The organism is Streptomyces sp. NPDC059355 (genome assembly GCF_042752335.1).
Taxonomy (GTDB): domain Bacteria; phylum Actinomycetota; class Actinomycetes; order Streptomycetales; family Streptomycetaceae; genus Streptomyces.
The window spans coordinates 269260-294899 of sequence record NZ_JBHYXN010000004.1 but is presented as its reverse complement, the minus strand read 5'-3'; the positions used below and the strand labels follow the sequence as shown (position 1 = coordinate 294899).

Genomic DNA, 25640 nt, shown 5'->3' with positions numbered 1-25640 from the left:
CCCCGGGGTGGGGGGGGCAGCCCTAGCGGGGCGGACTGGCACCCGGCCGACCGGTGCGGGGGTGCGGCCGAGTGCGACCGGTCGCACCCGCTCACCGTTCGGCCGGCAAGGCTCCGGGCGGGCCCTGCAGCCGGGGGCCGGGCCTGGGAGTGCGGACATTCGCCCGGCCCTACGCGCCAGTAGTTCGAATTTGAACGTTATGCTGGAGCTGCCCACATCGAGCCAGACCATTCGAGCCACCGGGAGTGCTGCCGCATGTCCGTCCGCCGCCTGAACCACGCCGTGCTCTGGATCCGTGACGTCGAGCGCTCCGTGGCGTTCTACACCGACGTCTTCGGATTCCAGGTCGACAACCTGGCCGCCGGTCGCGCCGCCTTCCTGAGCGCCCCCGGCAGCCTCAACGACCACGACCTCGGGCTGTTCGCGATCGGCGCCGACGCGCCCGGACCCGAGCAGGGCCGGGTCGGCCTCTACCACCTGGCCTGGGAGGTCGGCACCCTCGGTGAGCTCGCCGAGCTGGGCCGGAAGCTCACCGACCGCGGTGCGCTGGTGGGGGCGAGCGACCACCTGGTCTCCAAGTCCTTCTACGCCAAGGACCCGGACGGCAACGAGTTCGAGGTGATGTGGCGCGTCCCCCGCGAGGACTGGCCCGCCGGGGACTCCGACCTGCGCCCGGGCCCGCTCGACCTGCCGGCCGCGGTGGAACGCTGGGGCGCCGACCTCGCGACGGGCTCGGCGGCGGGCTCCGCCACCTGACGGCGACGGGGCACGGCGCTGCCGTACACGCCCTCCGCATCCGCCCGCGCCGGGCCGATGCCCGGAGCGCGAGCAGCCGGTGGCCGGCGGCCGATGCCCGGCGGCCGGTCAGCGGACGACGTCGAAGACCTGCTTCTGGAGGCCGTTGGAGTAGGCCTCGTACTCGACCAGCTTCAGCTTCTGGGCGTCCTTGTCCGTGGCGCTGAACAGGCGCTTGCCCGCTCCGAGCAGCAGCGGGAAGACCAGCAGGTGGTAGCGGTCGATCAGGCCCGCGTCCGAGAGGTCCCGGTTCAGGCGGGCGCTGCCGTGGACGATGATCGGGCCGCCGTCGGTCTCCTTGAGGGCGGCGACCTCGTCGAGCGAGCGCAGGATGGTCGTCGCGCCCCAATCGGAGACGAGGTCCTCGTCGGTGAGGGTGGTGGAGACGACGTACTTCGGCATCGTCTTGTACTGCGCGAAGTCGGCCATGTCCGGCCACACGGGGCTGAACGCCTCGTAGCTGGCCCGGCCCAGCAGGATGGCGGTGGACTCCTGCTGTTCGCGGCCCTTGATCTCGAACGCCTCGGGGACGAAGTCGATGTCCTTGAAGGTCCAGCCGGAGTTGCGGTAGCCGGGTTCGCCGCCCGGCGCCTCGACGACGCCGTCGAGCGAGATGAAGGCCGTACTGATCAGAGTGCGCATGAGTCGCGTTTCCTCGTCGTTTTGGATGGGTGTCAGGTGAAGAGGCCGGTCAGCCACTGCTGCCAGGCGGCTTCGGCGCGGACGGTGTCCCGGCCGAAGAGGTGGTGGAACATCAGCGCCATGCCGCGGCCGTGGTGGAAGGTGTAGAGGCCGTCGGAAGTACGGACCTCGAAGCGTTCGTCGTCCGCCCAGGTCACTTCCCCGTCGACCGAGGGCAGACCGGCCGGCCCGGCGGACGCCCGGGCGCCCACGACGACCGGGCTCGGCAGTGACAGCCCGCGGATGAGGGCCGCCCGGACCTCCTGCGCGGGCCGCTCGCCCGTGAGCGCCAAGGCGAAGACGGGGACGCCGGTGCGCCCGGGGAAGTGGGCCAGGTACTCGCGGAGCGTGTGGAGGTGGAAGGGCCAGCCGCGGCGCAGTGCGTCGTACTCGTCCTGCCAGTCGTCGCCGAGCATGCCGCTGTGGACGACGCGCAGGACGGTGCTGCCGCCGTCGCGCCCCTCGATCAGGTACTCGAAGGCCATGAAGCGGCCGTCGTCGTCGGTGGCGGTGCGGGAGGCCAGGTGCCTGCCCGGTTCGTAGGCGGTGATGCGGGCTTCCTGACGGTTGCCGCCGGTGTCCATGGCGGCGGTGCCGCCCACGCGCGGCTCGAGTTCGTTGCGGCCCATGAACCAGGAGTCGATCCCCGGTCCGGTGGCGATCGCCTCCCAGACCTGTTCGGGGCCGGCCGGCAGGACCATCTCCTGCTCGATCTCGAACGGGTGCGTCATCGCGGGTTCTCCTGTCGTGCCGGGGAGCCGTGCCCGGATCCGTTCCCTCCGGCCTCCCCGGGAGCGCGCCGTGGTTCGGCCTCGTCCGCGGCGGCGCCGGGCGGCGGGGCGGGGATCTGGTGGAGTCCGACGACCACCCGGTGACTGCGGCCCTGCGGGGCACTCTCGTCGTGGTAGCGGCTGACGAGCGCTGTCACGGCCTGCGTCAGCTCCTCGGCGAACGCCATCCGGTCGGCCGCGGAGGCGAACCGCACCTCCGCGTCGACGGCGAAGGTGGCGACCCGCCGCCGGGCCCGGGCCGCGCCGGTCACCAGGGCGCCGACCTCCTGCACCAGTCGGGCCCCCAGCGCCAGCAGCCAGTGGGCCGAGAGCTGGTCCGGGGACCGGGAGGGGTCCGGGCTGACGGAGGCGAGGGCGCTGGGAGAAATGACGTACGAAGCCGCGGTGGCGGCGTAGATCCGCTCGGTGACATTGCCCTTGCGCCTCTCCTCGGCCAGCTCGACCAGCCCGTGACGCTCCAGCTCCTTGAGGTGGTAGTTGACCTTCTGCCTGGGCAGCCCCAGGCGGACGGCCAGCATGGCGGCCGAGCCGGGCTCGGCGAGGGCGGCGAGGATCCGGGACCGTATCGGGTCCAGGGACGCCTCGGCCGCGGCGGGTTCTTCGATGACGGCCACGTCCAGCACCGTTCAAGGATCCGACCGACAAAATAATTTGTCAAGACAAGATGAGCTGTCGGCAATCGGCACGCGGCGGACGACAGCACACGGCGGTCCGGTGCGCATCGACCGATCGGCTGACGACCGGGAGCCGGTCCGGGGGCGGGATGGCGTGGGGGGGCAGGGAGAGGATCGGGACCAGGACAGGTGGCCGCGAGGCCGTGGAGCGGGTGAGGGGTACGGGATGAAGGCCGTCGATCGTCAGTTGCTGGACGCCGCACGGGCGGGGGACGCCGTCGCCGTACGTGCGGCCGTCGAAGGGGGCGCGGACGTCGAGGTGCGCGATACGGAGCTGCGCACGCCGCTCCTGCTCGCCTCCCTCGGGAACCACGTGGAGGCGGCCGGGGTACTGGTGGCGGCGGGCGCCGACGTCGACGCACAGGATGCCCGGGAGGACAGCGCCTGGCTGGTCACCGGGGTGACCGGCAGCGTGGCGATGCTGCGCGTGCTGCTCCCGGCGGGTCCGGACCTGCGGCGCACCAACCGGTTCGGCGGCGTGTCGCACATCCCGGCGAGCGAGCGCGGGCACGTCGCGTACGTACGGGAGGTACTGGCGGTCACGGACATCGACGTCGATCACGTCAACCGGCTCGGCTGGACCGCCCTGCTGGAGGCTGTGATCCTCGGTGACGGGGGCCCTGCCCACCAGGAGATCGTACGGCTGCTGCTCGCGGCCGGAGCCGACCGCGAACTGGCGGACGGCGACGGGGTGTCGGCGCTCGCCCACGCACATCGGCGCGGGTACGCCGAGATCGCGGAGCTGCTGCGGTGAGGGCGCCGCGGGCCTCCCGGGGCGGAGCGCGTCGGCCGGCGCCGGCCCTGGCCGCGACCGGGGCCGCCCTGCTCACCGTGCTCGCCGGGTGCACGGCGGGCGGGGGCGGTACGAGCGCCTCGGACGGCCCCGGCGCCGCGGCGGCACCACGGGTCCGGTAGTCGACGGTCGCCGCGGGTGTGCCCACGGCGCGCGGCACGCTCCTGGTCACCGACTTCGGCGGTTCGCCCGTGGCCTTCGTGGACCCGGCGAGCGGCCCGGTCGGCTCGGTGGAGGCGGGGACCGCTCCGTACGGGCCGGCGGCCGGCACGGACGGGCGGGCCTGGGTCGCGACGGCGGAGGGCGTCGCGGTGGTGGACACCACCACCCGCACCGGCCTGGGCCGCATCCCGTACCGCACCCCCAGCGGGCCCGTGACCACCGGCGAGTACCGGGGTGGCGGGATGGGCATCGCGCTCGCGCCCGACGGGCGGCGACTGTACGTGGGGGTCAACGTGCCCGGCGGGCCCGGGGTGTTGGACGTCATCGACACGGGGACCCGTACGGTCACCGCCGCCGTGCCCGTCGGACGCCGCCCCTTCGACGTGGACGTCGCGGCGGACGGCGGCGAGGTGTACGCGACCGGGCACGACTCCTACGACGTGGCGGCCGTGCGCGCCGACACCCTCGCGGCGCGGCGGAGGACGGGGACGGGGCCTCGATGACGGTCCGGTCCCCCGGCGGAACGGAACGCACGGTTTCGCTGGACGGCCCGCACGAGGACGTCGCGGTCACCGCGGACGGCCGCACCGCGTACGTCACGGGCGGCTTCACGCGGTACGGGTACCGGGACGGGATCACCGTCGTGGACCTGCCGAGCGGTACGACGCGCCCCCTCCCGGCGGGCCAACGCCCCCTGGGGATCGTGGTCCTGTAGGACGGCGGTGTCCGGACCGTCCCGACAACGGGCACGGCAGCCCGTCGGCCCGTCGGCACGGCAGCCCGTCGGTCGGCGAGGTCTCATCCCCGTGCGTCGCGGAGGTACGCCTCCAGTGCGGCGGCTCCGGTCAGCATCGCCCGGCCGCGGGCGGACAGCCGGGCGCGCCAGTCGCGCAGTGCGGCCTCCAGTGGCTCCAGGCCCCCGGCCTCACGCACCTGGGCGATCAGCGGGGCGATGCGGTCCAGCAGGTAGCCCCCTCGCCTGAGTTGGTGGGCGAGCCGGGCGTCCCGTACGTCTGCCTCGTCGTAGACGCGGTACCCGGTCAGCGGATCGCGGCGCGGGCTCACCAGTCCGGCGCGCTCCCACTTGCGCAGCGTCGCGGGCCTGATGCCGAGCGTCTGCGCCAGCAGTCCGATGAACATGCCCCCGGAACCCGGCGCGGCGGCCGGATCGGGCGCGGGCGAGGGCCCCAGGTCGCGGAGGGCGCTCTCCACCGCCTGGAGGGTCCGCCGGTCGTCGAGGAGCTGGGCGTGGCTCTCGTCGATGAGGCGGAACGCCTCGTCGACGGCGCCCTCGTTCACGGCGTGCATGATCGATGTCGCCGTCCGGTGGCCGTGTCCGGGCACCAGGGCGAGAAAGGCGCGCAGGGCTCCCGCGTGCAGCGAGGTGTAGGTGCGGTAGCCGTGGGCCGTGCGATCCGCGGCCGGGAGGATGCCGGCCTCCTCGTAGTTCCTGACCGCCTGCGTCGACAGACCGTGTCCGCGCGCCAGGTCGATCGGCCTGAGCCGTTCATCGCTTTGAAGCTTTTCCCGCATGGAGCCCATGATATTGCGCAAAAGTTTCAAACGAAGGTTCAAAGATACCGTTGAATGCATGGCAACTGACATCAAGGACAGCGCCCGCACCGTCGAGGCTGCCGCCGTCATGGGGCTGTTCCCGGCCCGGCCCCGGATCCTCGCCCTGGGCGAGCCCACCCACGGCGAGGACACCCTGCTCGAGCTGCGCAACGAGCTCTTCCGCCAACTCGTCGAGCAGGAGGGCTACCGGACGATCGCGATCGAGAGCGACTGCATGACGGGCCTGCTCGTGGACGACTACGTCACGACGGGCGCGGGCACCCTCGACGAAGTCATGGAGCGCGGATTCAGCCACGGCTGGGGCACCTCCGCGGCCAAGCGCGAGCTCGTGCGGTGGATGCGCGCCCACAACGACCACCGGCCCGCGTCCGAGCGGCTCCGCTTCGCCGGCTTCGACGGCCCGCTGGAGATCACGGGCGCCGCGAGCCCCCGGCAGGCCCTCACCGGGCTCCACGGCTACCTCTCGCCCCGGGTCGACGCCGGCCTGCTCCCCTGCACCGCGGAAACACTCGACCGACTGCTCGGCACCGACGACCGGTGGACCGATCCCGCCGCGATGACGGACCCGGCCCGGTCCGTGGGGCAGTCGGCGGAGGCCGGTCGGCTGCGGCTCGTCGCCGACGATCTGGTGGCGCTGCTCGAGGCGCAGGCGCCGTACCTGATCACGGCGACCCCACGGGAGGAGTGGAACCGGGCGGTGCTGTACGGGCGCACCGCGACCGGCCTGCTGCGGTACCACCACTGGATGGCCGACGACTCACCCGCCCGCATGGGCCGACTGTGCGCGCTGCGGGATCTGATGATGGCCCGCAACCTGCTCGCCGTCGCCGAAGCGGGCCCGGTGCTCGTCCACGCCCACAACTCCCATCTCCAGCGGGAGAAGAGCTCGATGCAGATGTGGCAGGGGCAGGTGGAGTGGTGGAGCGCCGGTGCGCTGGTGAGCGCCCGGCTCGGCGAGGAGTACGCCTTCGTGGCCACGGCCCTCGGCACGATCCGGCACCGGGGTGTGGACACGCCGCCGCCGGACACCCTCGAAGGGATCCTGTACGCGCTCCCGGAGGACCGTTGCGTCATCGACGCCCCGCGGCTGGCCACGGCCCTCGACGGCACGCCGCCGGCGCCCCGCGTTTCCCCCTGGTTCGGCTACGCCCCGTTCGACCCGGCCCACTTGGCGGACAGCGACGGCATCGTGTTCGTCAAGGACGTCCCGCAGTGCTAGTACGACCATCAGCGGTCCGGCTTCCGTGATGCGGTGTGGGCCGCGTCGTCTCGCGGCACACTGACCCCATGACGCACTCCTCCTCCCGCGCCGCCGGAGATTCCGCCCTCTCCTTGTGGTCCAGGGACTCCTTCCTGTCGATCGGCTCCGTGGGGTCCGTCCTGTCGATCGGGTCGGTGGGCAGCGCGCTGTCCATCGGCTCGATCGGCTCCGCCCTGTCCGTCGGCTCGATCGGGTCCGCGATGTCGCTGGTGTCGTACGGGTCCGTCCAGAGCATCGGAAGCGCGCTGTCCGTCCATGCGCGGTGGTCCCTGCTGACCGCCGGCCCGTGCCGCGCACTCGGCTCACGCGGCACGCGCACCGTGCTCGGCGTGAGCGGCCTCGCGGTGGTCGGCGCGGTCGCCCTGCTGAGGCGGGGCGTCAGGCGGTGACGGGCCCGGACCGGCCGCACGGGGGGTCCGGGATGTCGGCCGCGGCTTGGGCCGAGCGGCAGATCGCCTCCGTCCGCGACGACCCGGCAGGCCGGCTGGCCTTGATGGAGCGCTGCTACCGCGGTCCGTTCGGCAAGGCCCCACGCCATCTGCCCTTTCGCCGGGCGGCGACGTCCTTCATGCGGTGGCAGCTCCGGCGGGGTTTGCTGCGGCCCCTGTCCGGCGAACGTCCCGGCAGTCCGTGGTGGCGCGCGGTGAACGAGCGCATCCTTCGTGACGGCTGCGAGGCAGTGGCCTTGAGCGGAGACCTCTCCGGTCCGGCCTCCTCGCGGACGGTCGGCTTCTGGACGGCCTTCGCCGGCCGTCCGACGGCTCGCGCCTGGTACCGGGCGCACAACGGGAGCGTGGTCGCCGCCTACCTCGAACACCGCGACCTCGCGGAGGCGGAGAACGAGGCCGAGCGCTTCTTCATGAACGTCGTGCTCTGCCGGGTGCTCTACACCCACGCCCTCGTTGCGGCCCCCCGGATCTCGCTGGGGTGGCTCCGCCCGCTCGGCCCGTTCCTCGGTGACCCGAGGCTGGGCATGATCGGCGTGTTCCTGCAGCTGTCCCGGATCCTCCCGGACGAGTACCCCCTCACGGCCGGTGTCCGGTTCTACCTGGGTGACGAACGCGGATTCGGCCGGCTTCTCGACTACGGGATGATCGTCCCGAGGTTGCAGCAGCTCTACGAGTGGTCGGCTCACGAGCTGGAGGCGCCGGGCCTGCTGGACTGCGTCCGTGACGGGGTCCTGACCTACGCGTGGCCCTTCGAGGAGCGCGGTGTCTGGCAGCCGCCGAAGTCGTTTCCGGTCCGGATGGCCCGTCGGGTGGTCCCACCGGAACGACGTGGCTGAGGCGCACCGGGATCGGCTCGACGTCAGGCGGGGGCGCCGAAGCGGACGGGGACTCCGGGTGAGAACAGAACGCTGACCGGCGGGGCGGCGGGGGCCGGCAGACCGGCCGCGGTGATCAGGTTCTCGTCGAGGTGCAGCAACTCGGCGCGGTGCAGTCTCCACCGCGGGTGCACGTTCGGGAGGTAGAGGGTCTTGCCGTGCCGGTCGCTGTGCATGCCCCAGCGGGCCGTGAGGAAGTCTTCGAGTCCGCTCGGCTCCGCGATCCGCTCACCGATACGGAGACCCAGTCGGGCGTGCGCTCCGCCGCTGCCCTCCGCTCGCGGCCAGCGGCGCCTGGTGGCGTAGTCGACGCCGTCGCCCCTGCGGTGGACCGACATCTCGGCCCACATGTACGGCAGTCGGAAGCCCAGGCGTGCGATGAGCACCGGGAGCAGCCGCGACGCCTCGAACGACCGGAAGACCACGCCGCGGCGGCCGCGTTCGTCCACCGAGTACAGACGCACGTTCGTCTCCGGGAAGTTCCCGAAGTACGGCACGCCGGGCAGTGCGAGCCAGCCGACCCGGTGCATCCGCAAGGCGATCAGACCCACGTACGTCGCGCCCTCGTACACGTCGGGACGGACGCCGCGGGGCAGCAGCCCACCCACCGACGCCGGGTCCACCGCCCAGTGCACGAACGCGACGTCCAGCCAGGACTGGTGGAGCAGCGTCCTGCGGAGCGGGCGCAGCGGCTCGGGCGTCACCGGCTCGGGCGTCACCGCGACCGGCGCGGACTCGGCCCCGCCGTTCGGATCGCTCACCTGGTTCCGCTCCTCTCGGCCCGCCCACCGGCAGGTGTTCGGATGCGTTCGGAAGTCCATTCTGCGCCGGCAGGCCGTTCGCCACATCGGGTTCAGTACGGGATCACCCAGTCCGGCGTCCAGGTCCCGGCGGCGTCGTGGCCGGCCGCCGTGGCGGCGAGGTGGGCGCGGAGCGTAGCCAGCGCCGGGTGGGGGTTGTCCCGGTGCCAGAGGAGCGAGTGCGGGTAGACGGGCGTCGGGTCGGTCACCGGGATGCGGCGCAGGCCGTGGCCGGCGGGCCAGACCAGGCGGGTGTGCTCGCCCATGAAGGTGGCCAGGGCGGGGGTGTCGGCGACGGTGTCGAGGAGCGCGTCGGAGCCGAAGTTGGGGCCGGTCGCCTCGATGGTGAGTCCGAACCGGGCGACGAGGTCGTCGTAGTAGGCCGCCCATTCGGTACCGGGGACGATGCCGGGCATCCAGATCCGGTGGCCCGCGAGACCGGCGAGGGGCACGGACCGGGCGCCCGCGAGCGCGTGGGCGGGGCCGGTGAGGAGCTGGAGCGGCTCGTCGAGGACCCGGACGGACTCGATGTCCTCGGGAAGGGGCCGGCCGGGCGCGGCGACGGCGCGGAAGGAGGCGTCGATCTCGCCGGAGCGGATGGCGGCGAGGGCCGTCTCGATGTCGAACAGCATGAGCACGTCGAGGTCGGTGTCCGGGTGCGCGCGGTGGAAGGCGCGCATCAGACCCGACGCGGCGCCGCGCGAGGCGATGATGTCGACGCGCAGCGGGCGGCGGGCGGTGCGCACGGACGCGGCCGCCCGCTCGGCCACGCGCAGCAGCTCGCGCGCGTGGGGCAGGAACGCCTGCCCGTCGATGGTGAGCTCGGCGCCGCGCGGGGTACGGGTGAACAGCCGCACGCCGAGACTGCGCTCCAGCGCGGCGATGCGCTTGGAGACCGCCTGCTGGGTGACCGCCAGCTCGGCGGCCGCCTCCTGGAACTGGCCCGCGTCGGCGGCTGCGACGAAGGTCCGGACGGTGTCGAGGTCCATGTACGCAGCCTAGATGTACAACCGCTGGTTGTGGCCGGTGGCCCGGTGGTTGTTTGATCCCTGGTCGTGGTGCTCGCTTTGATGATTCCGAACGCGGATCGGTTGTGCGGATGAGTGGCGAGGGGCGGCGGGCGTGGGGAGCGGGTACCGGCTGGGGCGGCGGTTCGGATGGCTCTGGGGGGCATACGGGACCAGCGCGCTCGGCACGTGGCTCGCCTTCGGCGCGTTCCCGCTCATCGCCATCCAGGTGCTGCACGCCGGACCGGCCGAGGTCGCCGCGCTCTCCTCCGCGGGGGCGGCGATGGGCGCGGCCGTGGCGGTGCCGCTCGGGCCGTGGGTGGAGTTCCGCCGCAAGCGGCCGGTCCTGATCGCGATGGACCTCGTACGGTTCGCGGCGCTGCTGACGGTCCCCGCGGCCCACGCGCTCGGCGTGCTCACCTTCCTGCAGCTGCTGCTGGTCTCGGTGGTCGTCGCGGCCGCCGACATCACCTTCCGGGCCGCCTCCGGCTCGTACGTGAAGGCGCTGCTGCCGGCCGAGGACCTGCTCGTCGCCAACGCCCGTTTCGAATCCACGGCCTGGACGACCACGATCATCGGACCGCCGCTGGGCGGCGCGGCGATCGGACTCCTCGGTCCGGTGGTGACGGTGGTGGCCGACGCGGTGGGCCACCTGCTCTCCGCCCTGGGCATCCGCGCCATGGGCGGGCACGAGCCGCGGCCCGAGCGCCGGGAGAACGGCCGCCTGCGGGCCGCTGACCTGCTCGACGGCTGGCGCTGCATCCTCGCCGACCAGGTGCTGCGTCCGCTGTTCTTCAACACGGCCCTTTTCAACGGGCTGGTGATGGCCACCCAGCCGCTGATGGCCGTCCTGATGCTCGGCCGCCTCGGGTTCGCGCCGTGGCAGTACGGCCTCGCCTTCGCCGCGCCCTCGATCGGCGGGCTGCTCGGCGCGCAGCTGGCCCGGCCTCTCGTCACCCGGTTCGGACAGCGCCAGGTCCTGGTCGCGGCCGGGGCGATGCGCGCCCTCTGGCCCGTCGGCCTGGCCTTCGTCGGCCCCGGCACCGGCGGGCTGCTGCTGGTGATGGGGGTCGAGCTCGGGCTCATCTTCTGCTGCGGGGTGTTCAACCCCGTCTACGCCACCTGCCGCCTCCGGCTCACCGCGCCCGGCCGGGTCGCCCGTACGCTGTCCGCCTGGGCGGTGACGGCCAAGGCCTCGACCGCGCTCCTGACGGCCGCCTGGGGCGTGCTGGGCGCCCTGCTCGGCCCGCGCACGGCCATCGCCCTGGCCGGCGTGCTGCTCCTGGCGACCCCGCTGCTCCTCCCCCGCCGCGCGGCGGACCGTTCAGCCGGCGGAGTTCTCGTCGAGGAGTGAGGCGAGGCCGTCCAGCAGGCGCTGGAGGCCGAACTCGAAGAGGGCGTCGAGGTCGAGGTGGTAGCCGGTCGCGGCGAGGCGTGAGAGTGCGGGGAACCGGCCCGTGGCCAGGATCTCCAGGAGTGCGGGCTCCTGGGTGTCCGTCCACTCCTCGCTGTCGAGGCCGCTGTGGGCCTCGGCTTCCCGATCCGCCTCCAGGTTCACGGCGATTCCACGGGCGTAGTTGAGCAGCATCAGGTGCGCCGTGAAGGCGGAGTGCAGGTCCAGTCCGTGGGAGTGCAGCACGGAGAGGATCCACTCGCTGTACGGCAGTGCCGAGGTGACCAGCTGAGGGCGTGTCACCGACAGGGCCGGTGCGAACCAGGGGTGGCGGCGGAACAGTTCCCACAGCTGCCGGGCCGCCAGCTCGATCGCCTCGCGCCAGCCCTCCGGCGGTGCGGCGGGCAGCGGGTGCTCCGCGATGGCCGTGTCCATCATCCGGGTCAACAGGTCGTCCTTGTCGGCCACGTGCCGGTACAGCGACATGGGCGCCGCCCTCAGCTCGCCGGCCACCCGGCGCATCGAGACCGCGGCCAGCCCCTCCGCGTCGGCGACCGTGACGGCGGCGGCGATGATCCGTTCGAGCGTGAGCGCCGACTGGCCCGATGGGGTGTCGGCCGTTCTGCCCGGGACGGACGGGGCGGACGGAGGGCGGGCGGTGCGCACCGGGCGGCTCGGGGCCTCCACGACCGTCCCGATGCCGGGGACGGCGCGGACCATGCCTTCCCGGCGCAGCTCGGTGAGCACCTTGGTCGCGGTCGCCATCGCGACGCCCCACTGCCTCGTGATCTCGCGGGTCGAGGGCAGTCGATCGCCCGGCGCAAGCTCGCCCGTCTCGATCCGACGCCGCAGTTCGACGACGATCTGGCTGTAGCGCGGTACCGCCCGTTCGCCCACCCGACACCCTCCGCACTAGTGCACCTGGATGGGCGCCATCCTAGCCGCCAGCGCCCGAAGACAGCCCTGCGCGGGCACTCTCCGACACCTCCGCACTAGTGCAGTATGAGCCAACACTCCATATTGAAAAGCATGTTCATGGTTGCGCACCAGCAGGCGTACGCCGTACGTTCGTGCCATGCCGAACAACGAGATCCTCATTTGCGGTGCCGGCATCGCAGGTCCTGCGCTGGCGTACTGGCTACGCGTCAGAGGCTTCCGGGTCACCATCGTCGAACGTGCGCCGGAACCCCGGCCGGGCGGCCAGACCGTGGATCTGCGCGGCGCCGGCCGCACCGTGATCGAGCGGATGGGCCTGATGGACCGGGCGAGGGCCGAGAGCGTGGTCCAAAGCGGCCTCGCGTTCGTCGACGCCTCCGGGCGGGCCACGGCGCGGATGCCCGCGGACAGCTTCGGCGGTGAGGGGATGGTCTCCGAGATCGAGATCCTGCGCGGGGATCTCGCGCGCCTGCTGTACGAGTCCACCCTGCCGGACACGGAGTACCTGTTCGACGACACCGTCACCGGGATCGATCAGGACGCGGACGCGGTCACCGTCACCTTCGAGAAGGCCGCACCGCGCCGGTTCGGGCTGATCGTCGGCGCGGACGGGCCGCATTCCGTCGTGCGCGCGCTGGCCTTCGGCCCGGAGGAGGAGTTCGTCCGCCCGCTCGGCCTCTACACGTCCTGGTTCACGGCCACCGACGACCTGGACCTCGACGGCTGGTACCTGATGCACAACGCGCCCGGCGGACTCGTCGCCTCCGCCCGGCCCGGCCGGCTCCCCGGCGAGATCAAGGCCGGCTTCAGCTTCCGCTCGGCACCGCTCGCCTACGACCGCCGCGACATCGCCGCCCAGCGGGAACTCGTGGCCCGGCGCTTCGGACACGTCGGCTGGGAGGTCCCGCGGCTGCTGCGGGCCATGCGCACCGCCCCGGACTTCTTCTTCGACTCCATGGGCCAGGTCCGCCTCGACCACTGGTCGCGCGGCCGTGTGGCGCTGCTGGGCGACGCCGGATACTGCGCGACGCCGCTGACCGGTCTGGGGACCAGCCTGGCCCTGGTCGGGGCATACGTCCTGGCCGGCGAGATCGGCGCTGCCGAGGGCGACCACCGCGCCGCCTTCCGCCGCTACGACGAGGTGATGCGTCCGTACGTGAGCCAGGCCCAGCAACTCCCGCCGGGCGGCGCCTCGGGATACGCGCCGTCGGGCCGGCTCGGCATCCGCCTGCGGGACCTCTCGATGCGGCAGATGTCCCGCTGGCCGATGCGGAACCTGCTCGCCGCCCAGTTCGCCAAGGCCGGGGACATCGCACTGCCGGAGTACCCGGACATCAGGTGACCGGCCCCGGGACCGGGACGGTCCTCGGGGTCGGTCCGCCGCGGCGGGCGGAGACGGGCGCACCGGCGCCGGCGCGCGGAGGGTCCCGTACGGTCCTCCGCGCGCCGGCCTCGTCGTGTGCCCGGCGTTCGATCAGCCCACCGGAACGGGGCGCTCCTTGTCGTCGGCGCGCCCGGTGTGCGCGTACTCGCCGGCCCGGTCGGTGCGCCGGGGTCGTACCGGCCACCAGATCGACCGGCCCAGCAGCACGGCCAGCGCCGGAACCAGCACCACCGACAGGACGAACGCCGACAGCAGGATCCCGAGCGCCGTCGCGAAGCCGATCTCCTGGGTGCCCGGATTCGGGTTGACGGCCAGACTCCCGAACGACGCGGCCAGGACCAGGCCCGCCGTCGCGATGGCCGGCGCGGTGTGCCGTACGGCCCGGGCGACGGCCGCCCGGGCCGGACCGGGCTTCTCCATCTCCTCCCGTATCCGGTCGCTGATCAGGATGTTGTAGTCGGTGCCCAGTGCGACCACGAACAGGAACAGCACCAGCGGCAGCATGAAGTTCACCCCCGGCCGGTCGAGCAGGTTCTGGGAAACCAGCGCCGAGGCGCCGAGGGTCGCGGCGAAGCCCAGGCCGACGGAGATCATCAGGACCAGCGGTGCCAGCAGACTGCGCAGCAGTAGGAGCAGGATCAGCGAGATCAGCCCCGCGGCCACCGGAAAGACCACCTTCAGGTCGCCGGAGACGGCGGACGAGATGTCGGCGAAGAGTGCGGCCGTACCGCCCACGTGGACCTCCGTGCCGTCGGGCCGGTGCGCGGCCGCCGCGTCCCTGAGCGGTCCGGACACCAGGTCGCGGGCCTGCTGCCCCTGCGGGTCGGCGGTCAGGAACACGTCGATCCGCGCCGCCCTGCCGTCCGCGCTGGGTACGGCCGGGGCGACCTGGCCGACGCCGTCGACCGCCGAGAGGGCCTTCGAGAGCCCGCCCAGCGCCCCGGTCGCGACCTTGCCGCCGTCGGAGGCGGTGACGAACACGGTGGTGGGGTCCGACACCCCGGCGGGCAGGGAACGCGAGATCTCGGCCGCCGTGCGCGCCGCCGCCGTACTCGTGTCGCCTCCGCCGCCCGGCCCGTAGTCGGTGTGCATCCCGGTCAGGCCCGCCGCCAGCGCGCCGAGCAGTGCGAGCGAGGCAAGCACCATCGTCACCGGACGCGCGGCCACCCGGCGGCCCGTCCGCCCGGCCAGCCCCTCCGGGGGTTCACGGCGCAGGGCGCGCGAGGGCCAGAACATCTTCCGCCCGGTGACGGCCAGCAGCGCCGGCATCAGGGTGAGACTGCCCAGCAGCATCACGAGGACGGACACGGCGATGGCCGGGCCGAGCACCCGGAACTGGCCGAAGGACGCGACCGCGAGGGTGGAGAACGCGGCGACGATCGTCAGCGCCGCGGAGGTGACCGCCGTGCCCACCCGGCCGGCGACCTCGGCCGCCGCGGCGCGCCCGGTCTGCTCGGGCCGGCTGCGCAGCTGCTCACGAAAGCGGAACAGCAGGAAGAGGAAGTAGTCGATCCCGATCCCGATCAGCACCACGCCGATCAACTGCGGGGTCGAGGCGTCGAGTCGGATGCCGGTGAGCAGCGAGACCCCGACCACCACCCCGGCGGCCGCGCCGCCGATCACCGACACCACGAGCAGCGGCAGCAGTGCCGCGAGGAGACTGCGGAACACCACCACGTGCAGCAGCACGATCACCATGAGCATGGCGATGCCGACGATCGTCGAACGGGTCTTCTCGGCGTCGGCGGTGTCCACGCTGTCCGCGAGCCCGGCCGTGAACCCGGTCCGCAGCCCGGCCTCGGTGAACCCGGCCCGGGCCTGGTCCCGGAAGGCCCGGTACAGGTCCTGCATCCCGGGGTCCAGCGGATTGCCGGTCAGTTCGACCGACAGCAGCCGGAAGCTCCGGTCGGGGGCCGTCATCGCCGGGCTGACCCGGGGGACCTGCGTATGGTCCTCGGCCAAGGGCGGCGTGTCCTTCGTCCTCGGCATCGCCACCTCGCGCCGTGCGAGCTTCGCGGCCTCGGCGTCGATGCTCCGCTCGTCGGACTCGGTCAGCTTCGCCCCGTCCGCCCGGGCCACCAGCATGGTGAGCGGGTTGGCCTCGGGCTTGAAGCCGAAGTGCTCCTCGGCGACCTTCAGCGCGGCCGCCGAATCGTAGGTGGCGGGCAGGAACTCGCCCGCACTGGGCTGGGTGGCGCGGAAGAGGAACGCCTGGCCGAGGACTGTCATGGCAATGCCCAGCACCGCCCACAGGGCGATGACCTTCCAGGGACTTCGAGTGGCGAAGCCGGTCAGGGCGCGGATCACAGGGTCCTCCGTAACTCGATCGACCGGGTGTTCCCGGACGTTGTCCAGCTCATCAGCGCCCGCACCGCGAAACGTCGTGACCAGGGAGGAACCCGCACCCGGGACCGGGGGCCGGCACACCCCCCGGACCAGGACCGGAGTCCTGGTCCGGCCTCCCCCTGCGGGTCGGGGGTCCGCCGCACCGGCGCTGCGAGAATGGTTCCCGTACGCGAATCGCGGTGCCCCGGTACGGATCCGGCGGGCCGGTGACGGAGGGGGACCGGCGGGTATGCCGATACGCAGTGGGGGCCGGGCCGGCGAAGGCGGGGCGAAGGCGCGCGGGCCGGTATTCGACTGGACCCGCAATGACGCGCTCGTGGCCATCGGGGCGGCCGTCAACGACCTGATCGGCTATTCGCTCGGCGCCGCGGACGACGGCCGGCCCCTCACCGTGCCGGCTCTCGTCCTCGTGGTCCTCGCCGCGCCCTGCCTGCTGGCCCGCCGGGCCAGGCCGGTGACCGTGCTGTGCGCCGTCCTCGCGCTCGGCGCCGCGCTGAACCTCACCACCCCGCAGGGCCCGCACTTCTCCGCCGCCTACATGGTCGCGCTGTACACCGTGACCCGCCTGCGCAGCCCTGCGGTCACGGCTGTGGCCGCCGTCGCGACCGTACCGGTCACGATGATCAGCGGCGGCTACGGTGACTCGTCCGTCCTGACGGGCGTGCTCGGCAACACGGTCGCGGTGGTGCTCGTCGTCGGCTGCGGAGTGCTGGTGCGGCGCTGGCAGCGCGAGGCCGAGGCCAGGCGCACCCTGCTGGCCGACCGGGCGGTGGCCGAGGAACGGCGCCGGATCGCGCGCGAGTTGCACGACATCGTCGCGCACCACATCACCACCATGCAGCTGATGGCCGGCGGCGCCCGGGCCAACCTGGCGCACGACCCGGGTGCGGCCCGCGAGGCGCTGGTCACGCTGGAGGGCTCCGGGCGGATGGCGCTGCGGGAGATGCGGCAGCTCCTCGACGTCCTGCGGGCCGGGGAGGAACCGGAGCGGGTCCCGCCGGCGCCGCAGCCCGGGACCGGGGACCTCGGCCGCATCATCACCGAGTCCCGGCTGGCCGGTACGCCCACCGAGTTCACCGTGCGCGGGGCGGCCCGCCCGCTGCCGCCGACCGTCGGCCTGACGGTGTTCCGGATCGTCCAGGAGGCCCTGACCAACGCCCGTAAGCACGCTGTCGGCGCGCGGGCGCACGTACGGCTGACGTACGGTCCGGACGGCGTCGAGGTGGAGGTACGGGACGACGGCGCGGGCGGCGCCCGCCCGGGGGCCTCGCGGCCGGCGGCTTCGCGGCACGGCGCCGGCAGCGGGTACGGTCTGATCGGAATGCGGGAACGCGTCGCGCTGCAGGGCGGCACCCTGGAGACCGGCTCGTGCGACGGCGGCGGATTCAGGGTGGCGGCCAGGCTCCCGGCGGGCGACCCGGGGGGACACCGAGAGGACCTGCGCGGATGATCCGTGTGCTCATAGCCGACGACCAGCCGCTGGTACGGCGGGGCCTGGCCCTGATCCTGGCGCCCGACCCGGCGTTCGAGGTGGTGGGCGAGGCCGAGGACGGTGCGCGGGCCGTCGCCCTGGCACACGAGCTGCGGCCCGACGTGGTCGTCATGGACATCCGGATGCCGGTCCTCGACGGGGTCCGGGCCACCGAGGAGCTGGCGCGGACGCTGCCGGAATCCCGCGTTCTGGCCCTCAGCACCTTCGACATGGACGAGTACGTGGTCGCCGCCCTGCGCGCCGGCGCGTACGGCTTCCTCCCCAAGGACGTCTCCCCGGAGGAGCTCATCGCCGCGGTCCACACCGTCCACACCGGCGAGGCCGCCGTCGCGCCCCGGCTGCTCAGCCGGCTGATCTCCACTTACGTACGGGCCTCCCCCGCCCGGCCGCGCCCGGCGGCGACGGCCCCGGCCGGCCTCACGCCGCGCGAGCTGGAGATCTGGCAGCTACTGGCGACCGGGTTCGACAACGCGGAGATCGCCGGGAACCTGGAGATCAGCGTCTCCACGGTCAAGAACCACATCACGGGCGTCTTCACCAAGCTGGGCGTCCGCGACCGCGCGCAGGCGGTCATCGCGGCGTACGAATCGGGCCTGGTGGCGGCGGGGCCCGGAGGAAAATGAACCCGGGCGGGGGCGGCCGCTCATATGATCTTCGGATGACGGATCCTCTCCACCCCGCGAAGCCCCGTCCCGGCGACCGGGTCGCGGTCCTTTCCCCCTCGTCAGGTCTGCCCGGTCTCCTCCCCCTGCCCTACGAGTTGGGGCTGCGCAGGCTCCGGGACGACTTCGGGTTGAAGACGGTGGAATACCCGACGACCCGCACGATGGGCGCGAGCCCCGAGGCGCGGGCCGCGGACATCCACGCGGCCTTCGCGGACCCCGACATCAAGGCAGTGATCGCCACCATCGGCGGCGACGACCAGATCACCGTCCTCCCCCATCTCGACGGCGACCTCCTGCGCGCGAATCCCAAGCCGTTCTTCGGCTACAGCGACAACACCAACCTGCTGCTCTTCCTGCGGAACGCGGGCATCGTCGGATACCACGGCGGCTCGGTGATGGTCGAGCTCGGACGCCCCGGCGCACTGCACCCGCTGACCGCGGATTCCCTCAGGGCGGCGCTGTTCACCTCCGGGGAGTACGAACTCACCGCGGCCGGCGCCTTCGGGGACGTCAACCGCCCCTGGGAGGACCCCCGTACGTTCGAGTCCGAACCAGAGCTGGAGCCCGCCGACGGCTGGATCTGGCACAACGGCGGCCGCGTGGTCGAGGGGATCGGCTGGGGCGGCAACCTGGAGATCATCTCCTGGCTGCTGATGGCCGACCGGGCCGTACTGCCGGTCGACGCGTACGCCGGCAACGTGCTCTTCCTCGAGACGTCGGAGGAGATGCCGCCCGCCGAAGAGGTCTACCGCATCCTGCGGAACATGGGGGAACGCGGGCTGCTCCGGCAGTTCCCCGCACTCCTGATGGGCAGGGCCAAGGCGTGGTCGTTCGAGAACCCGCTCGGCAGCCCGGAGAGGGACGGCTACCGCCTCCGACAGCGCGAGGCCGTGCTGCGGGCCCTGCGGCAGTACGCACCCGACACCATGGCGGTCTTCGACGTCGACCTGGGCCACACCGACCCCCAGCTCGTGATGCCCGTCGGAGGGCGCATCCGCGTGGACGGGCTGGAGCGCCGGATCACCGTCACCTACTGAGCCGGATCGCGGACCGGACGCCGGTGCCTACTTGTTGAGGCAGTTCTGGCGGAACGCCTCGTCGTACGCGGTGTCGTAGCCGACCGCGTAGCCGTTCTGGAAGGCGAGGATCAGCGGGTCGGGCTGCTTCGGCGGTATCAGGCGGGCGTGTGTGCGCGCCGTCACGCACGCCTTGCCCTCGTCGCGCCCCCAGTTCTCGCCGGCGGCCTGGCCCGCGGCCGCCATGCTCTGCTGGGTCTGGGCGGGCGGCTTGGGTGCCTGCGGCGTGTTCATGGCGGCGCACGCGGCCTTGTTGGCGGCTGCGGACTTGGCGTACGACTGGTTGTAGCCGTAGGTGTAGCCCTCGGCCTTGCCCTGGACGAAGGGGCTGGGGTTGGGCGGGACCAGCGGCGGAAGGGTCTTGCGGCAGATGGGCGGCTTGCCGTCGCGGTTGCCGACGCTCGAACCCTGGAGGTAGCCCTCCCGGCACCCGCGGTGGTACGGGTCGTTGCCCTGCGTCAGACCGTGGCAGATCGACGGAACGGCCGCGGGAGCCGGCGCCGTCTGACGGGCGGCGGCGGGGACGACCGCCAGCAACACGAGCGCGGGAGCGGACAGCAGGGCGAGCGGGGTGAGCGCCCGGCGTCGGACGTGGCGGGTCATGGGTCATCCTCCCGGACGGGTGGGTGGGTCCGGCCCCGGGCGGTCTGCCGGGCGCGCGGCCCACGGGCGGAGTACCTGGGCCCGCCCTCAGGCCTCCGGCGGCCCGCCGGAGCCCTTCCGGGCCGGTCCCCTTGCCGGGCCCGTACGCGGGCGGCCGACGCAGCCTGGGCTGAGCGCAGGACGTACATCCTCACTCTATTCCCGGCCACCGCAAGGCGCCTGTCCGGTCGGATCGCGGCTGCTGGATCCGACCGGATCCGGCGACGCGGCACGGGACTCGCCGCGGTGGGACCGGCTCGCGGCGGCGCGGGCGGGACATACTGGACCGGCTTTCAACGACTCGCCCGACAGCAAGTGGCGGCATGCGCGAACTCACCTTCACGGCTTCGAGGAGTCTCACGGCCGGGGGCCTCCTCTGGGCTTCGCTGGCCCAGGTCTTCGTGGTGAACAACGCCGTCGTCCTGCCCCGTGCTTCGAGCCGGAACGTGACGGAACACATCATCTCGGCGCTCGGCGTCACCCATTGCGGTCGTATCGGGGGGTTCCGCTTCTGTTCTCCCTGGCACGAGGCCGCCGACATCGCCTGGATCGTCGCGGGGGTCTGCCTCGTCGTGGGCGCGGGACTCAATGCCGCGGTCTTTCCGCCGGACCGTCTCAGGAACCTGGCGTTCGCCATCCTGGCCGTCAGCGGGCTGGGACTCGTGTCGACCGGCTTCAACCCCTACAACCTCCGTCCGTCCGTGCACCTGCTGTCCGCCGGAACCTGCTTCTTCTGCGGGGCCGTGGGCGTCCTGCTGCTGGGCTGCATGCTGCGACAGGCGCAGCGGCCGTTCTGGGGCACGATGGGCATCCTGTGCGGGGTCGTCTCGATCGCCTCGGCCACGCTCACGGCGCTCAGGCCGGACCCCTACGTCCAGGGCCTGTTCGAGCGGATCGCCGCCTGGCCCAGCGTCGTATGGATCATCTGCGCGGGGGCGTACATCGCGCTCTGCGCGCGGCGGGCGTCCCGCGGCCGCCGTCCGTGACCCGCGGGCCCGGGGCCGGGGTCACGTGGTCACCGTGGTCACGGACGAGTTCGCCTCTGTGAGGGTCCTTCCGGCTCCGCGGTCCCCTCCGTCGCCGCCGCCGTCACCCGCGTCCCCGGGTGCAGCAGCGTGCACAGACATGCCAGGCCCAGCGCTATGGCCATCCCGTAGAACACCCACTGGTTGGCCTCGGCGAAGTCCATGTGGACGGCCTGCAAGGAGTTCCGCATCAGCGTGGCGGTCGGCCCGGCTCCGGCGGGCACGCGGTCGTCCGGATGGCCGATGACCGACTCCGCGATGCCGTGGGCGGCGCCCTGGACTTCCGCCTCCGGCAGGCCCTTCGCCGTGAGCGTCTGCGCGACCCGGCCGGTGGTGACATGGGTGAGGAGCGTGCCGAACACCGCCATGCCCAGGGCTCCCGCGTAGTTGCGTACGGTCTGGGTGATGCCGGTGACCTCTCCGTACGAGGCGTCGATCGCGCGGTTCACGGCGTCGGTGGAGGCCGGGGAGAGCACGAGGCCCATGCCCGCGCCGGCGAGGCAGGCGTACGGCCACTGGTCGTGGGCCGACAGGTCCGTCAGTTTCCACGCCCACAGGGCGAATCCCGCGCAGGCGAGCGCCGTGCCCAGCTTCATCGTGGGCCGGGCGCCGTGCTTGTCGAGGATCCGGCCGCCCCACTGGGCCGAGAGGCCGAAGCCGGCGAAGAAGTAGAGCACGTAGAGCGCGGCCTGGTGCGGCGAGGAGCTGAGCGAGATCTGCGCGTACACGGATGCGAAGAACAGCACGGGGATGAACGCCAGCATCGAGAAGAAGAGCACCAGCGCGTCGGCCGTGAACGCCCGGTCGCGGAAGACGCGCAACTTGATGAGCGGTTCGTCGGTGCGCAGTTCGTACCGGCAGAAGAACGCGAGGACGAGGAGTCCGCCGATGATGCACGCCCAGGTGGCGGGGCTGGTCCAGCCCCAGGTGGACGACTGCTGGATCCCGAAGACGCTCAGTGCCATGCCGGTGGCGACGAGTACGGCGCCGGGCACGTCGAGGCGTTCGGGCCGCCGGGCGTCGTGGATGTGGGCGAGGGCGATCAGGACGAGCGCGATGACGGCCACGGGGACGTTGATCCAGAAGACGGCCCGCCAGGTCCAGGAGGTCAGCCAGCCGCCGACCAGCGGTCCGAGGGCGGTGAGCGCGCCGGCGAGGACGAAGAACAGGGCCAGCGCCCGGCCCCGTTTGCCGACGGGGACGACGCCGACGACCACGGCGAGGGCGGCGGGGAACACCAGCGCCGCGCCCACGCCCTGGGTGGCGCGGAAGACGACGAGCCAGCTCTGGGCGAAGTCCCCGGACGGCACCGAGCCGCACAGCACGGACGAGACGACGAAGACGAGCGTGCCCGCGACCACCATCCGGCGGTGCCCGAGGACGTCCGCGAGGCGCCCGCCGAGTGCGAAGCACGCGGCGAGCGCGAGGAGGTACGCGTTGACGACGCGCTGCATTCCGGAGGCCGAGAGGCCGAGTTCCCCGACGATGCTGGGGGCGGCGATGCTGACGATCGTCTGGTCCACGAAGACCATCCCCACCGCGAAGACCATGGCCGCGAGGGCGAGGGCCTGCCGGTGTGTCCCGCCTTGGCGGCCGGACTCCCCCGGCGGAGCACCGGTGCCGACCGGAGCACCGTGGGAGGACTCCCCGTAGGACTCCCCCGTAGCGCTCCCTCTGTCCTGCACAATCCTCATCCTCCCCGCCGGTGATCCGTTCCGCACGCCGGTACGGTCGGGGCCCCCGTTCGTTGGGAATCAGGTGTCGCCTCCGCATCGCCCTTCGCCCGAAGTCCCTCCTCCGCCCCGCAAGCACTTCGTCCTCGCGGCGATGGGGTGCGCCGGGGGGATGGTCCTGCTGGACCAGACCGTCGTCGCGGTCGCACTCGACCCGATGGCGCGGAGCCTGGGCCTGACCACGTTCGCGATGCACGGTGTGGTGCTCGTCTACGTGCTGTCGCTCGCCGCGTTCGCGCCGGTCGGGGCCATGGCGGCCCGCAGGTTCGGCATTCTGCGCGTCTTCCGGTTCGGGACCGCGCTCTTCGTGATCTCCTCCGCGGTCTGCGCACTCACGCCGTCCGGTGGCGCCGCCGAACCCTTCCTGCTCACGGTGCGGGCCGTCCAGGGCGCGGGGGCCACGCTGATGATCCCGGTGGCCACCACGGTGATCACCGACGTGTACGGGGAGCGGGAGCGCGGCAGGGCGCTGGCTGTGTACGCGGGGCTGGCGCAGGTCTTCTTCGTCCTCGGCCCCGTCGTGGGGGCGGTCCTCACCCAGTTCCTCGGGTGGCGCTCGGTCTTCCTCGTCAACGTGCCCGTCGGCGTGGCGATCCTGTGGGTGATCGCCCGGGCACGGCTGCGCGGGGAGGCGGAGGGCGGCGCGCTCATCGCGCTCCAGCCCCTCGTCGTGGTCTTCGCCCTGGTCGTACTCGTCTTCGGGCTCTACCAGTGCGGTGTATGGGGCTTCACCGACCCCAGGACGTTCGCCGCCGTCATGTCGGGCGCCCTGGCACTGGTCCTGGCGGTGCGGCTCGTCCTGCGCTCCCGCCGGCCGCTCGTCGATCTGCGGCTGCTGGGGATCCGCCCGTACGCCGTGGCGGTGGCGCTCACGTTCATGGTGCAGGCGCCGCAGCTGATCGTGGTGGTGCACGGCACGCTGTTCCTGCGGCAGGCGATGCACCTGTCGCTGCCGGCCACCGGGCTCTCCCTGCTCCCCCTGGTCACGGCCCTGGCGGTGGGCACGTTGTCGTCCGGGTACCTGTTGGAGCGCTCCGGGTCCGTCCGGGTGCCCGTACTGCTCGGCCTGGCGGCCGCCACGCTCGGCCTGGCGGCCTGGACGGCCGCCCTGCCCTCGCGCGAGTACCTCTGGCAGGTCCCGGGGATGGTCTTGGCGGGGATCGGGATGGGCATCCCGATCCCCGCGCTCAGCGCCGAACTCATGCGCGCGGTTCCACTCGCCAAGAGGGCCGACGCGTCCGTTCTCCGGCAGACGCTGCGGCAGTTGGGCGGGGCGGTCGGGCTGGCGGCGGCCGGGGCCGTCGTACTGGCCGCCAATGACGACGTGGCCGACGCATCGGGCACCGTCACCGCCGCGGCCGCCCCCGCGGGGTTCGTTGTCGCGACCATCGCCCTGGCCGGCGCACTGCTCCTCGCCGGCGTCATGCTGCCGCGCAGGGCGGGTACGGACGGAGACCAGACCTGGCCGGCATGAGAGGGGCGGCGTTCGCCGAAGATCGCCGAGCAGTGAGCTCGTTCCGCGACACGACTCGAGGCTGGAGGCACGTCGCCACCCACGTCGACCGGATCGAAGGCGGACCCCGTCGACTACCACACGCGGACGGCGCAGGCCCTCCGCTCCGCCCGTGGTTCGACGCTCAGGTGGCGGCCGAGTCACCGGCCGGCCGCCCGCCCGCCCGGACTTCTCGCCCCGGCACGAGGGCCCGACCCGAGACCTGTGGGACGCGGTCGTCATGCCCTGAGCGTGGCCATGCCCGGCCCGGCCGGGGCGCAGGTGCACGCCGCGTCCCAGGAGGGGTGGCCCGTGACCGGGAGCGTAATTCCGAGCCGCTCCGGGCAGCGGACGTGCAGACTCCCTCCATGGAGGACATGTGGGCGTTCCGGGACGCGGTCGGACGCTGGGCGGCCGGCGGGCCGGGCGGACCGGCGGGTGAACTGGCAGTACGACTGGGTTTGCGGACGGCGGTGTTGCTGGAAGGGCTGAGTGACCTGGCGGCCGTCGAGGCGCTCGCCGCGCGGCGCGGCCGGGACCTCGCCGCCGAGGGGGTGTGCGTCGTGTCGATGGGCGGCGCGATGAACGTCGGCCGCTACGCCGGCCTTCTCGGGCCTCCCGGGCTCGGCCTGCACCTGACCGGACTGTGCGACGAGCGGGAACGGCCTTTCTACGAACGGGGCTTGAAGCGGGCGGGGGCGCGCGGTTCGGGGTCCTTCGTGTGCGCGGCGGATCTGGAGGACGAGCTCATCCGCGCGCTCGGCACGACGGCGGTCGAGGAGATCATCCGTGTCGAGGGCGACCTGCGTCCCTGGCAGACCTTCCTGCGGCAGCCCGCACAGGACGGCCGGCCCCGGCAACAGCAGTTGCGGCGCTTCCTCGGCACGAAGAAGGGCCGCAAGATCCGCTACGGCGGTCTCCTGGTGGACGCCCTTGCCGCCGGTCGGGTCCCGGCCCCGCTCGAGGACCTCCTCACGAGCCTGTGAGGCTCAACGGGCCGACGCGACCGGGGACCACACGCCGAACCACTGCTCGGCGCCGTACTCCTCGAACCGCTCCACCTCGGTGAACCCGAGGCCTCGGACTGGCGGAGCACGAGCCGTTCGGTACCCAACGGGGCAGGCGCCCGGGCGACGGGTCCGATTTCGGTCATGGCAGGCGACTCATCGCACGCCCGCGAGAGCGATCGATCGAGGAGAAGGCCGGAAGCCAAGCGGCTCTGCTCCACAGCGGGTTGGCGCTGCCGCGTCGGCCGGTGCAGGTCGTCCCGGACCTACTGGGGGGCTGCTCGGCAGGCCGTTGCCGCGGTCGTGTCGGTCACGCCGCTTGCCGCCAGGCCCTTCACGCACTGGTTCTGGTCCCCGGTCAGCCCGACGTAGCAGGCCATGCGTACGGAGTCCGAGGCCTCGCCACCGTGGAGCTCCTGCTCGACCTGGTTGATGCAGGACGAGAGATCCGCGTGCGCGGCCGGGGCCGTGAAGGCCGCGCCCCCCAGTGCGAGGGTCAGGCCGGTGAGGACGCTTGCGATACGAGTGGACGCGCGCATGAGACGCACCTGCTCTCCGGGTCTTGCGTTCCGGTCCCCCCATCGAC

Annotated in this window: 26 protein-coding genes and 1 pseudogene; 15 read left to right on the top strand and 12 right to left on the bottom strand. The window is 72.9% G+C overall.

From position 1 onward, the window contains the following. The first annotated feature begins 255 nt into the window (after positions 1-255). A complete protein-coding gene (locus ACFXGI_RS06480; RefSeq protein WP_384704080.1) occupies positions 256-756 on the top strand; it encodes a VOC family protein in 501 nt (166 codons plus the stop codon). A gap of 108 nt (positions 757-864) precedes the next feature. Here the strand turns inward: ACFXGI_RS06480 and ACFXGI_RS06475 are convergent, their stop codons facing one another. From ACFXGI_RS06475 to ACFXGI_RS06465, 3 genes are read right to left on the bottom strand one after another with little or no spacing between them, the layout of a single operon-like run. After that, positions 865-1437, bottom strand: coding sequence for a dihydrofolate reductase family protein (locus tag ACFXGI_RS06475; RefSeq protein ID WP_384704078.1), 573 nt, complete (start codon positions 1435-1437; stop codon positions 865-867). Between the two features lie 32 nt (positions 1438-1469). Further along, positions 1470-2207 carry an SRPBCC domain-containing protein gene (locus ACFXGI_RS06470; RefSeq protein ID WP_384704076.1) on the bottom strand — a complete coding sequence of 246 codons (738 nt, stop codon included), beginning with the start codon at positions 2205-2207 and terminating at the stop codon, positions 1470-1472. Next, on the bottom strand, positions 2204-2890 hold the full coding sequence (locus tag ACFXGI_RS06465) for an ArsR/SmtB family transcription factor (protein WP_384704074.1): 687 nt from the start codon (positions 2888-2890) through the stop codon (positions 2204-2206). The genes ACFXGI_RS06470 and ACFXGI_RS06465 overlap by 4 nt, the downstream gene beginning before the upstream one ends. Positions 2891-3107: 217 nt before the next feature. Here ACFXGI_RS06465 and ACFXGI_RS06460 point away from each other — a divergent pair, with 217 nt between their 5' ends. The 3 genes from ACFXGI_RS06460 (at position 3108) to ACFXGI_RS06450 (ending at position 4611) form a co-directional block, all read left to right on the top strand. After that, entirely contained in the window at positions 3108-3695 is a 588-nt protein-coding gene (locus tag ACFXGI_RS06460) for an ankyrin repeat domain-containing protein (protein WP_384704073.1), read from the top strand. A 179-nt stretch (positions 3696-3874) separates the two neighbouring features. Next, positions 3875-4399 carry a YncE family protein gene (locus ACFXGI_RS06455; RefSeq protein ID WP_384704071.1) on the top strand — a complete coding sequence of 175 codons (525 nt, stop codon included), beginning with the start codon at positions 3875-3877 and terminating at the stop codon, positions 4397-4399. Continuing rightward, on the top strand, positions 4396-4611 hold the full coding sequence (locus ACFXGI_RS06450; RefSeq protein WP_384704069.1) for a hypothetical protein: 216 nt from the start codon (positions 4396-4398) through the stop codon (positions 4609-4611). Before ACFXGI_RS06455 ends, ACFXGI_RS06450 begins: the two co-directional genes overlap by 4 nt. An 83-nt stretch (positions 4612-4694) precedes the next feature. Here the strand turns inward: ACFXGI_RS06450 and ACFXGI_RS06445 are convergent, their stop codons facing one another. Further along, a complete protein-coding gene (locus ACFXGI_RS06445) occupies positions 4695-5429 on the bottom strand; it encodes a TioE family transcriptional regulator (protein WP_384704067.1) in 735 nt (244 codons plus the stop codon). 58 nt (positions 5430-5487) lie between these two features. Here ACFXGI_RS06445 and ACFXGI_RS06440 point away from each other — a divergent pair, with 58 nt between their 5' ends. The 3 genes from ACFXGI_RS06440 to ACFXGI_RS06430 all read left to right on the top strand — a co-directional run bounded on the left by ACFXGI_RS06440 (position 5488) and on the right by ACFXGI_RS06430 (position 8017). After that, entirely contained in the window at positions 5488-6690 is a 1203-nt protein-coding gene (locus tag ACFXGI_RS06440; protein WP_384704065.1) for an erythromycin esterase family protein, read from the top strand. A 68-nt stretch (positions 6691-6758) separates the two neighbouring features. Further along, positions 6759-7121 (top strand): hypothetical protein, encoded by a 363-nt coding sequence (locus tag ACFXGI_RS06435; protein ID WP_384704063.1) that lies wholly within the window; start codon positions 6759-6761, stop codon positions 7119-7121. 32 nt (positions 7122-7153) lie between these two features. Continuing rightward, positions 7154-8017 carry a hypothetical protein gene (locus ACFXGI_RS06430; protein WP_384704061.1) on the top strand — a complete coding sequence of 288 codons (864 nt, stop codon included), beginning with the start codon at positions 7154-7156 and terminating at the stop codon, positions 8015-8017. A 23-nt stretch (positions 8018-8040) separates the two neighbouring features. On the opposite strand, the gene ACFXGI_RS06425 is transcribed toward ACFXGI_RS06430, so the two are convergent. Together ACFXGI_RS06425 and ACFXGI_RS06420 are read right to left on the bottom strand one after the other, a co-directional pair. Continuing rightward, positions 8041-8817 (bottom strand): YqjF family protein, encoded by a 777-nt coding sequence (locus ACFXGI_RS06425; RefSeq protein WP_384704059.1) that lies wholly within the window; start codon positions 8815-8817, stop codon positions 8041-8043. Positions 8818-8909: 92 nt separating this feature from the next. Continuing rightward, positions 8910-9845 (bottom strand): LysR family transcriptional regulator, encoded by a 936-nt coding sequence (locus ACFXGI_RS06420; protein WP_384704057.1) that lies wholly within the window; start codon positions 9843-9845, stop codon positions 8910-8912. 133 nt (positions 9846-9978) lie between these two features. Between ACFXGI_RS06420 and ACFXGI_RS06415 the strand changes: the two genes are divergently transcribed. Further along, positions 9979-11217: an MFS transporter gene (locus ACFXGI_RS06415; RefSeq protein ID WP_384704055.1), complete on the top strand. Its 1239-nt coding sequence runs from the start codon at positions 9979-9981 to the stop codon at positions 11215-11217. On the opposite strand, the gene ACFXGI_RS06410 is transcribed toward ACFXGI_RS06415, so the two are convergent. Next, entirely contained in the window at positions 11188-12153 is a 966-nt protein-coding gene (locus ACFXGI_RS06410; RefSeq protein ID WP_384704053.1) for a TetR/AcrR family transcriptional regulator C-terminal domain-containing protein, read from the bottom strand. The two genes, ACFXGI_RS06415 and ACFXGI_RS06410, sit on opposite strands and share 30 nt — an antisense overlap. 178 nt (positions 12154-12331) lie before the next feature. Between ACFXGI_RS06410 and ACFXGI_RS06405 the strand changes: the two genes are divergently transcribed. Then, positions 12332-13534: an FAD-dependent monooxygenase gene (locus ACFXGI_RS06405; RefSeq protein ID WP_384704051.1), complete on the top strand. Its 1203-nt coding sequence runs from the start codon at positions 12332-12334 to the stop codon at positions 13532-13534. A 132-nt stretch (positions 13535-13666) separates the two neighbouring features. On the opposite strand, the gene ACFXGI_RS06400 is transcribed toward ACFXGI_RS06405, so the two are convergent. Further along, entirely contained in the window at positions 13667-15883 is a 2217-nt protein-coding gene (locus tag ACFXGI_RS06400; RefSeq protein WP_384704049.1) for an MMPL family transporter, read from the bottom strand. 268 nt (positions 15884-16151) lie between these two features. On the opposite strand from ACFXGI_RS06400, the gene ACFXGI_RS06395 reads away from it, so the two are divergent. From ACFXGI_RS06395 to ACFXGI_RS06385, 3 genes are read left to right on the top strand one after another with little or no spacing between them, the layout of a single operon-like run. Further along, positions 16152-17372, top strand: coding sequence for a sensor histidine kinase (locus tag ACFXGI_RS06395; protein WP_384704047.1), 1221 nt, complete (start codon positions 16152-16154; stop codon positions 17370-17372). After that, positions 17369-18037 carry a response regulator gene (locus ACFXGI_RS06390; protein ID WP_384704045.1) on the top strand — a complete coding sequence of 223 codons (669 nt, stop codon included), beginning with the start codon at positions 17369-17371 and terminating at the stop codon, positions 18035-18037. The genes ACFXGI_RS06395 and ACFXGI_RS06390 overlap by 4 nt, the downstream gene beginning before the upstream one ends. Before the next feature lie 35 nt (positions 18038-18072). Continuing rightward, a complete protein-coding gene (locus tag ACFXGI_RS06385) occupies positions 18073-19116 on the top strand; it encodes a S66 peptidase family protein (RefSeq protein ID WP_384704043.1) in 1044 nt (347 codons plus the stop codon). Positions 19117-19143: 27 nt separating this feature from the next. Here ACFXGI_RS06385 and ACFXGI_RS06380 read toward each other — a convergent pair whose 3' ends face one another. Then, the gene (locus ACFXGI_RS06380; protein ID WP_384704041.1) at positions 19144-19758 is read right to left on the bottom strand and encodes a hypothetical protein; all 615 of its coding nucleotides are present in this window, start codon (positions 19756-19758) and stop codon (positions 19144-19146) included. Positions 19759-20120: 362 nt separating this feature from the next. Here ACFXGI_RS06380 and ACFXGI_RS06375 point away from each other — a divergent pair, with 362 nt between their 5' ends. Next, complete coding sequence (locus tag ACFXGI_RS06375) at positions 20121-20783, top strand: DUF998 domain-containing protein (RefSeq protein ID WP_384704039.1); 663 nt, start codon at positions 20121-20123, stop codon at positions 20781-20783. A gap of 38 nt (positions 20784-20821) precedes the next feature. Here ACFXGI_RS06375 and ACFXGI_RS06370 read toward each other — a convergent pair whose 3' ends face one another. After that, positions 20822-22372, bottom strand: a complete 1551-nt coding sequence (locus ACFXGI_RS06370; RefSeq protein ID WP_384704108.1) for an MFS transporter — start codon at positions 22370-22372, stop codon at positions 20822-20824. Between the two features lie 295 nt (positions 22373-22667). Between ACFXGI_RS06370 and ACFXGI_RS06365 the strand changes: the two genes are divergently transcribed. Both ACFXGI_RS06365 and ACFXGI_RS06360 read left to right on the top strand, forming a co-directional pair. After that, on the top strand, positions 22668-24029 hold the full coding sequence (locus ACFXGI_RS06365; RefSeq protein ID WP_384704037.1) for an MFS transporter: 1362 nt from the start codon (positions 22668-22670) through the stop codon (positions 24027-24029). A 386-nt stretch (positions 24030-24415) separates the two neighbouring features. Continuing rightward, positions 24416-25033 carry a TOPRIM nucleotidyl transferase/hydrolase domain-containing protein gene (locus ACFXGI_RS06360; protein ID WP_384704035.1) on the top strand — a complete coding sequence of 206 codons (618 nt, stop codon included), beginning with the start codon at positions 24416-24418 and terminating at the stop codon, positions 25031-25033. Between the two features lie 3 nt (positions 25034-25036). Here the strand turns inward: ACFXGI_RS06360 and ACFXGI_RS06355 are convergent. Further along, a pseudogene (locus ACFXGI_RS06355) lies at positions 25037-25123 on the bottom strand (GNAT family N-acetyltransferase); the annotation flags it as partial. A gap of 197 nt (positions 25124-25320) precedes the next feature. Further along, positions 25321-25593, bottom strand: a complete 273-nt coding sequence (locus ACFXGI_RS06350) for a hypothetical protein (protein ID WP_384704033.1) — start codon at positions 25591-25593, stop codon at positions 25321-25323. Positions 25594-25640: the final 47 nt, after the last annotated feature.

Coding starts and splice junctions, on each gene's coding strand:
- ACFXGI_RS06480 (WP_384704080.1), top strand. CDS start 256: ATGTCCGTCCGCCGCCTGAACCACGCCGTGCTCTGGATCCGTGACGTC.
- ACFXGI_RS06475 (WP_384704078.1), bottom strand. CDS start 1,437: ATGCGCACTCTGATCAGTACGGCCTTCATCTCGCTCGACGGCGTCGTC.
- ACFXGI_RS06470 (WP_384704076.1), bottom strand. CDS start 2,207: ATGACGCACCCGTTCGAGATCGAGCAGGAGATGGTCCTGCCGGCCGGC.
- ACFXGI_RS06460 (WP_384704073.1), top strand. CDS start 3,108: ATGAAGGCCGTCGATCGTCAGTTGCTGGACGCCGCACGGGCGGGGGAC.
- ACFXGI_RS06450 (WP_384704069.1), top strand. CDS start 4,396: ATGACGGTCCGGTCCCCCGGCGGAACGGAACGCACGGTTTCGCTGGAC.
- ACFXGI_RS06445 (WP_384704067.1), bottom strand. CDS start 5,429: ATGCGGGAAAAGCTTCAAAGCGATGAACGGCTCAGGCCGATCGACCTG.
- ACFXGI_RS06440 (WP_384704065.1), top strand. CDS start 5,488: ATGGCAACTGACATCAAGGACAGCGCCCGCACCGTCGAGGCTGCCGCC.
- ACFXGI_RS06435 (WP_384704063.1), top strand. CDS start 6,759: ATGACGCACTCCTCCTCCCGCGCCGCCGGAGATTCCGCCCTCTCCTTG.
- ACFXGI_RS06430 (WP_384704061.1), top strand. CDS start 7,154: ATGTCGGCCGCGGCTTGGGCCGAGCGGCAGATCGCCTCCGTCCGCGAC.
- ACFXGI_RS06420 (WP_384704057.1), bottom strand. CDS start 9,845: ATGGACCTCGACACCGTCCGGACCTTCGTCGCAGCCGCCGACGCGGGC.
- ACFXGI_RS06405 (WP_384704051.1), top strand. CDS start 12,332: ATGCCGAACAACGAGATCCTCATTTGCGGTGCCGGCATCGCAGGTCCT.
- ACFXGI_RS06395 (WP_384704047.1), top strand. CDS start 16,152: ATGCCGATACGCAGTGGGGGCCGGGCCGGCGAAGGCGGGGCGAAGGCG.
- ACFXGI_RS06390 (WP_384704045.1), top strand. CDS start 17,369: ATGATCCGTGTGCTCATAGCCGACGACCAGCCGCTGGTACGGCGGGGC.
- ACFXGI_RS06385 (WP_384704043.1), top strand. CDS start 18,073: ATGACGGATCCTCTCCACCCCGCGAAGCCCCGTCCCGGCGACCGGGTC.
- ACFXGI_RS06380 (WP_384704041.1), bottom strand. CDS start 19,758: ATGACCCGCCACGTCCGACGCCGGGCGCTCACCCCGCTCGCCCTGCTG.
- ACFXGI_RS06375 (WP_384704039.1), top strand. CDS start 20,121: ATGCGCGAACTCACCTTCACGGCTTCGAGGAGTCTCACGGCCGGGGGC.
- ACFXGI_RS06370 (WP_384704108.1), bottom strand. CDS start 22,372: ATGGTCTTCGCGGTGGGGATGGTCTTCGTGGACCAGACGATCGTCAGC.
- ACFXGI_RS06365 (WP_384704037.1), top strand. CDS start 22,668: ATGGTCCTGCTGGACCAGACCGTCGTCGCGGTCGCACTCGACCCGATG.
- ACFXGI_RS06360 (WP_384704035.1), top strand. CDS start 24,416: ATGGAGGACATGTGGGCGTTCCGGGACGCGGTCGGACGCTGGGCGGCC.
- ACFXGI_RS06350 (WP_384704033.1), bottom strand. CDS start 25,593: ATGCGCGCGTCCACTCGTATCGCAAGCGTCCTCACCGGCCTGACCCTC.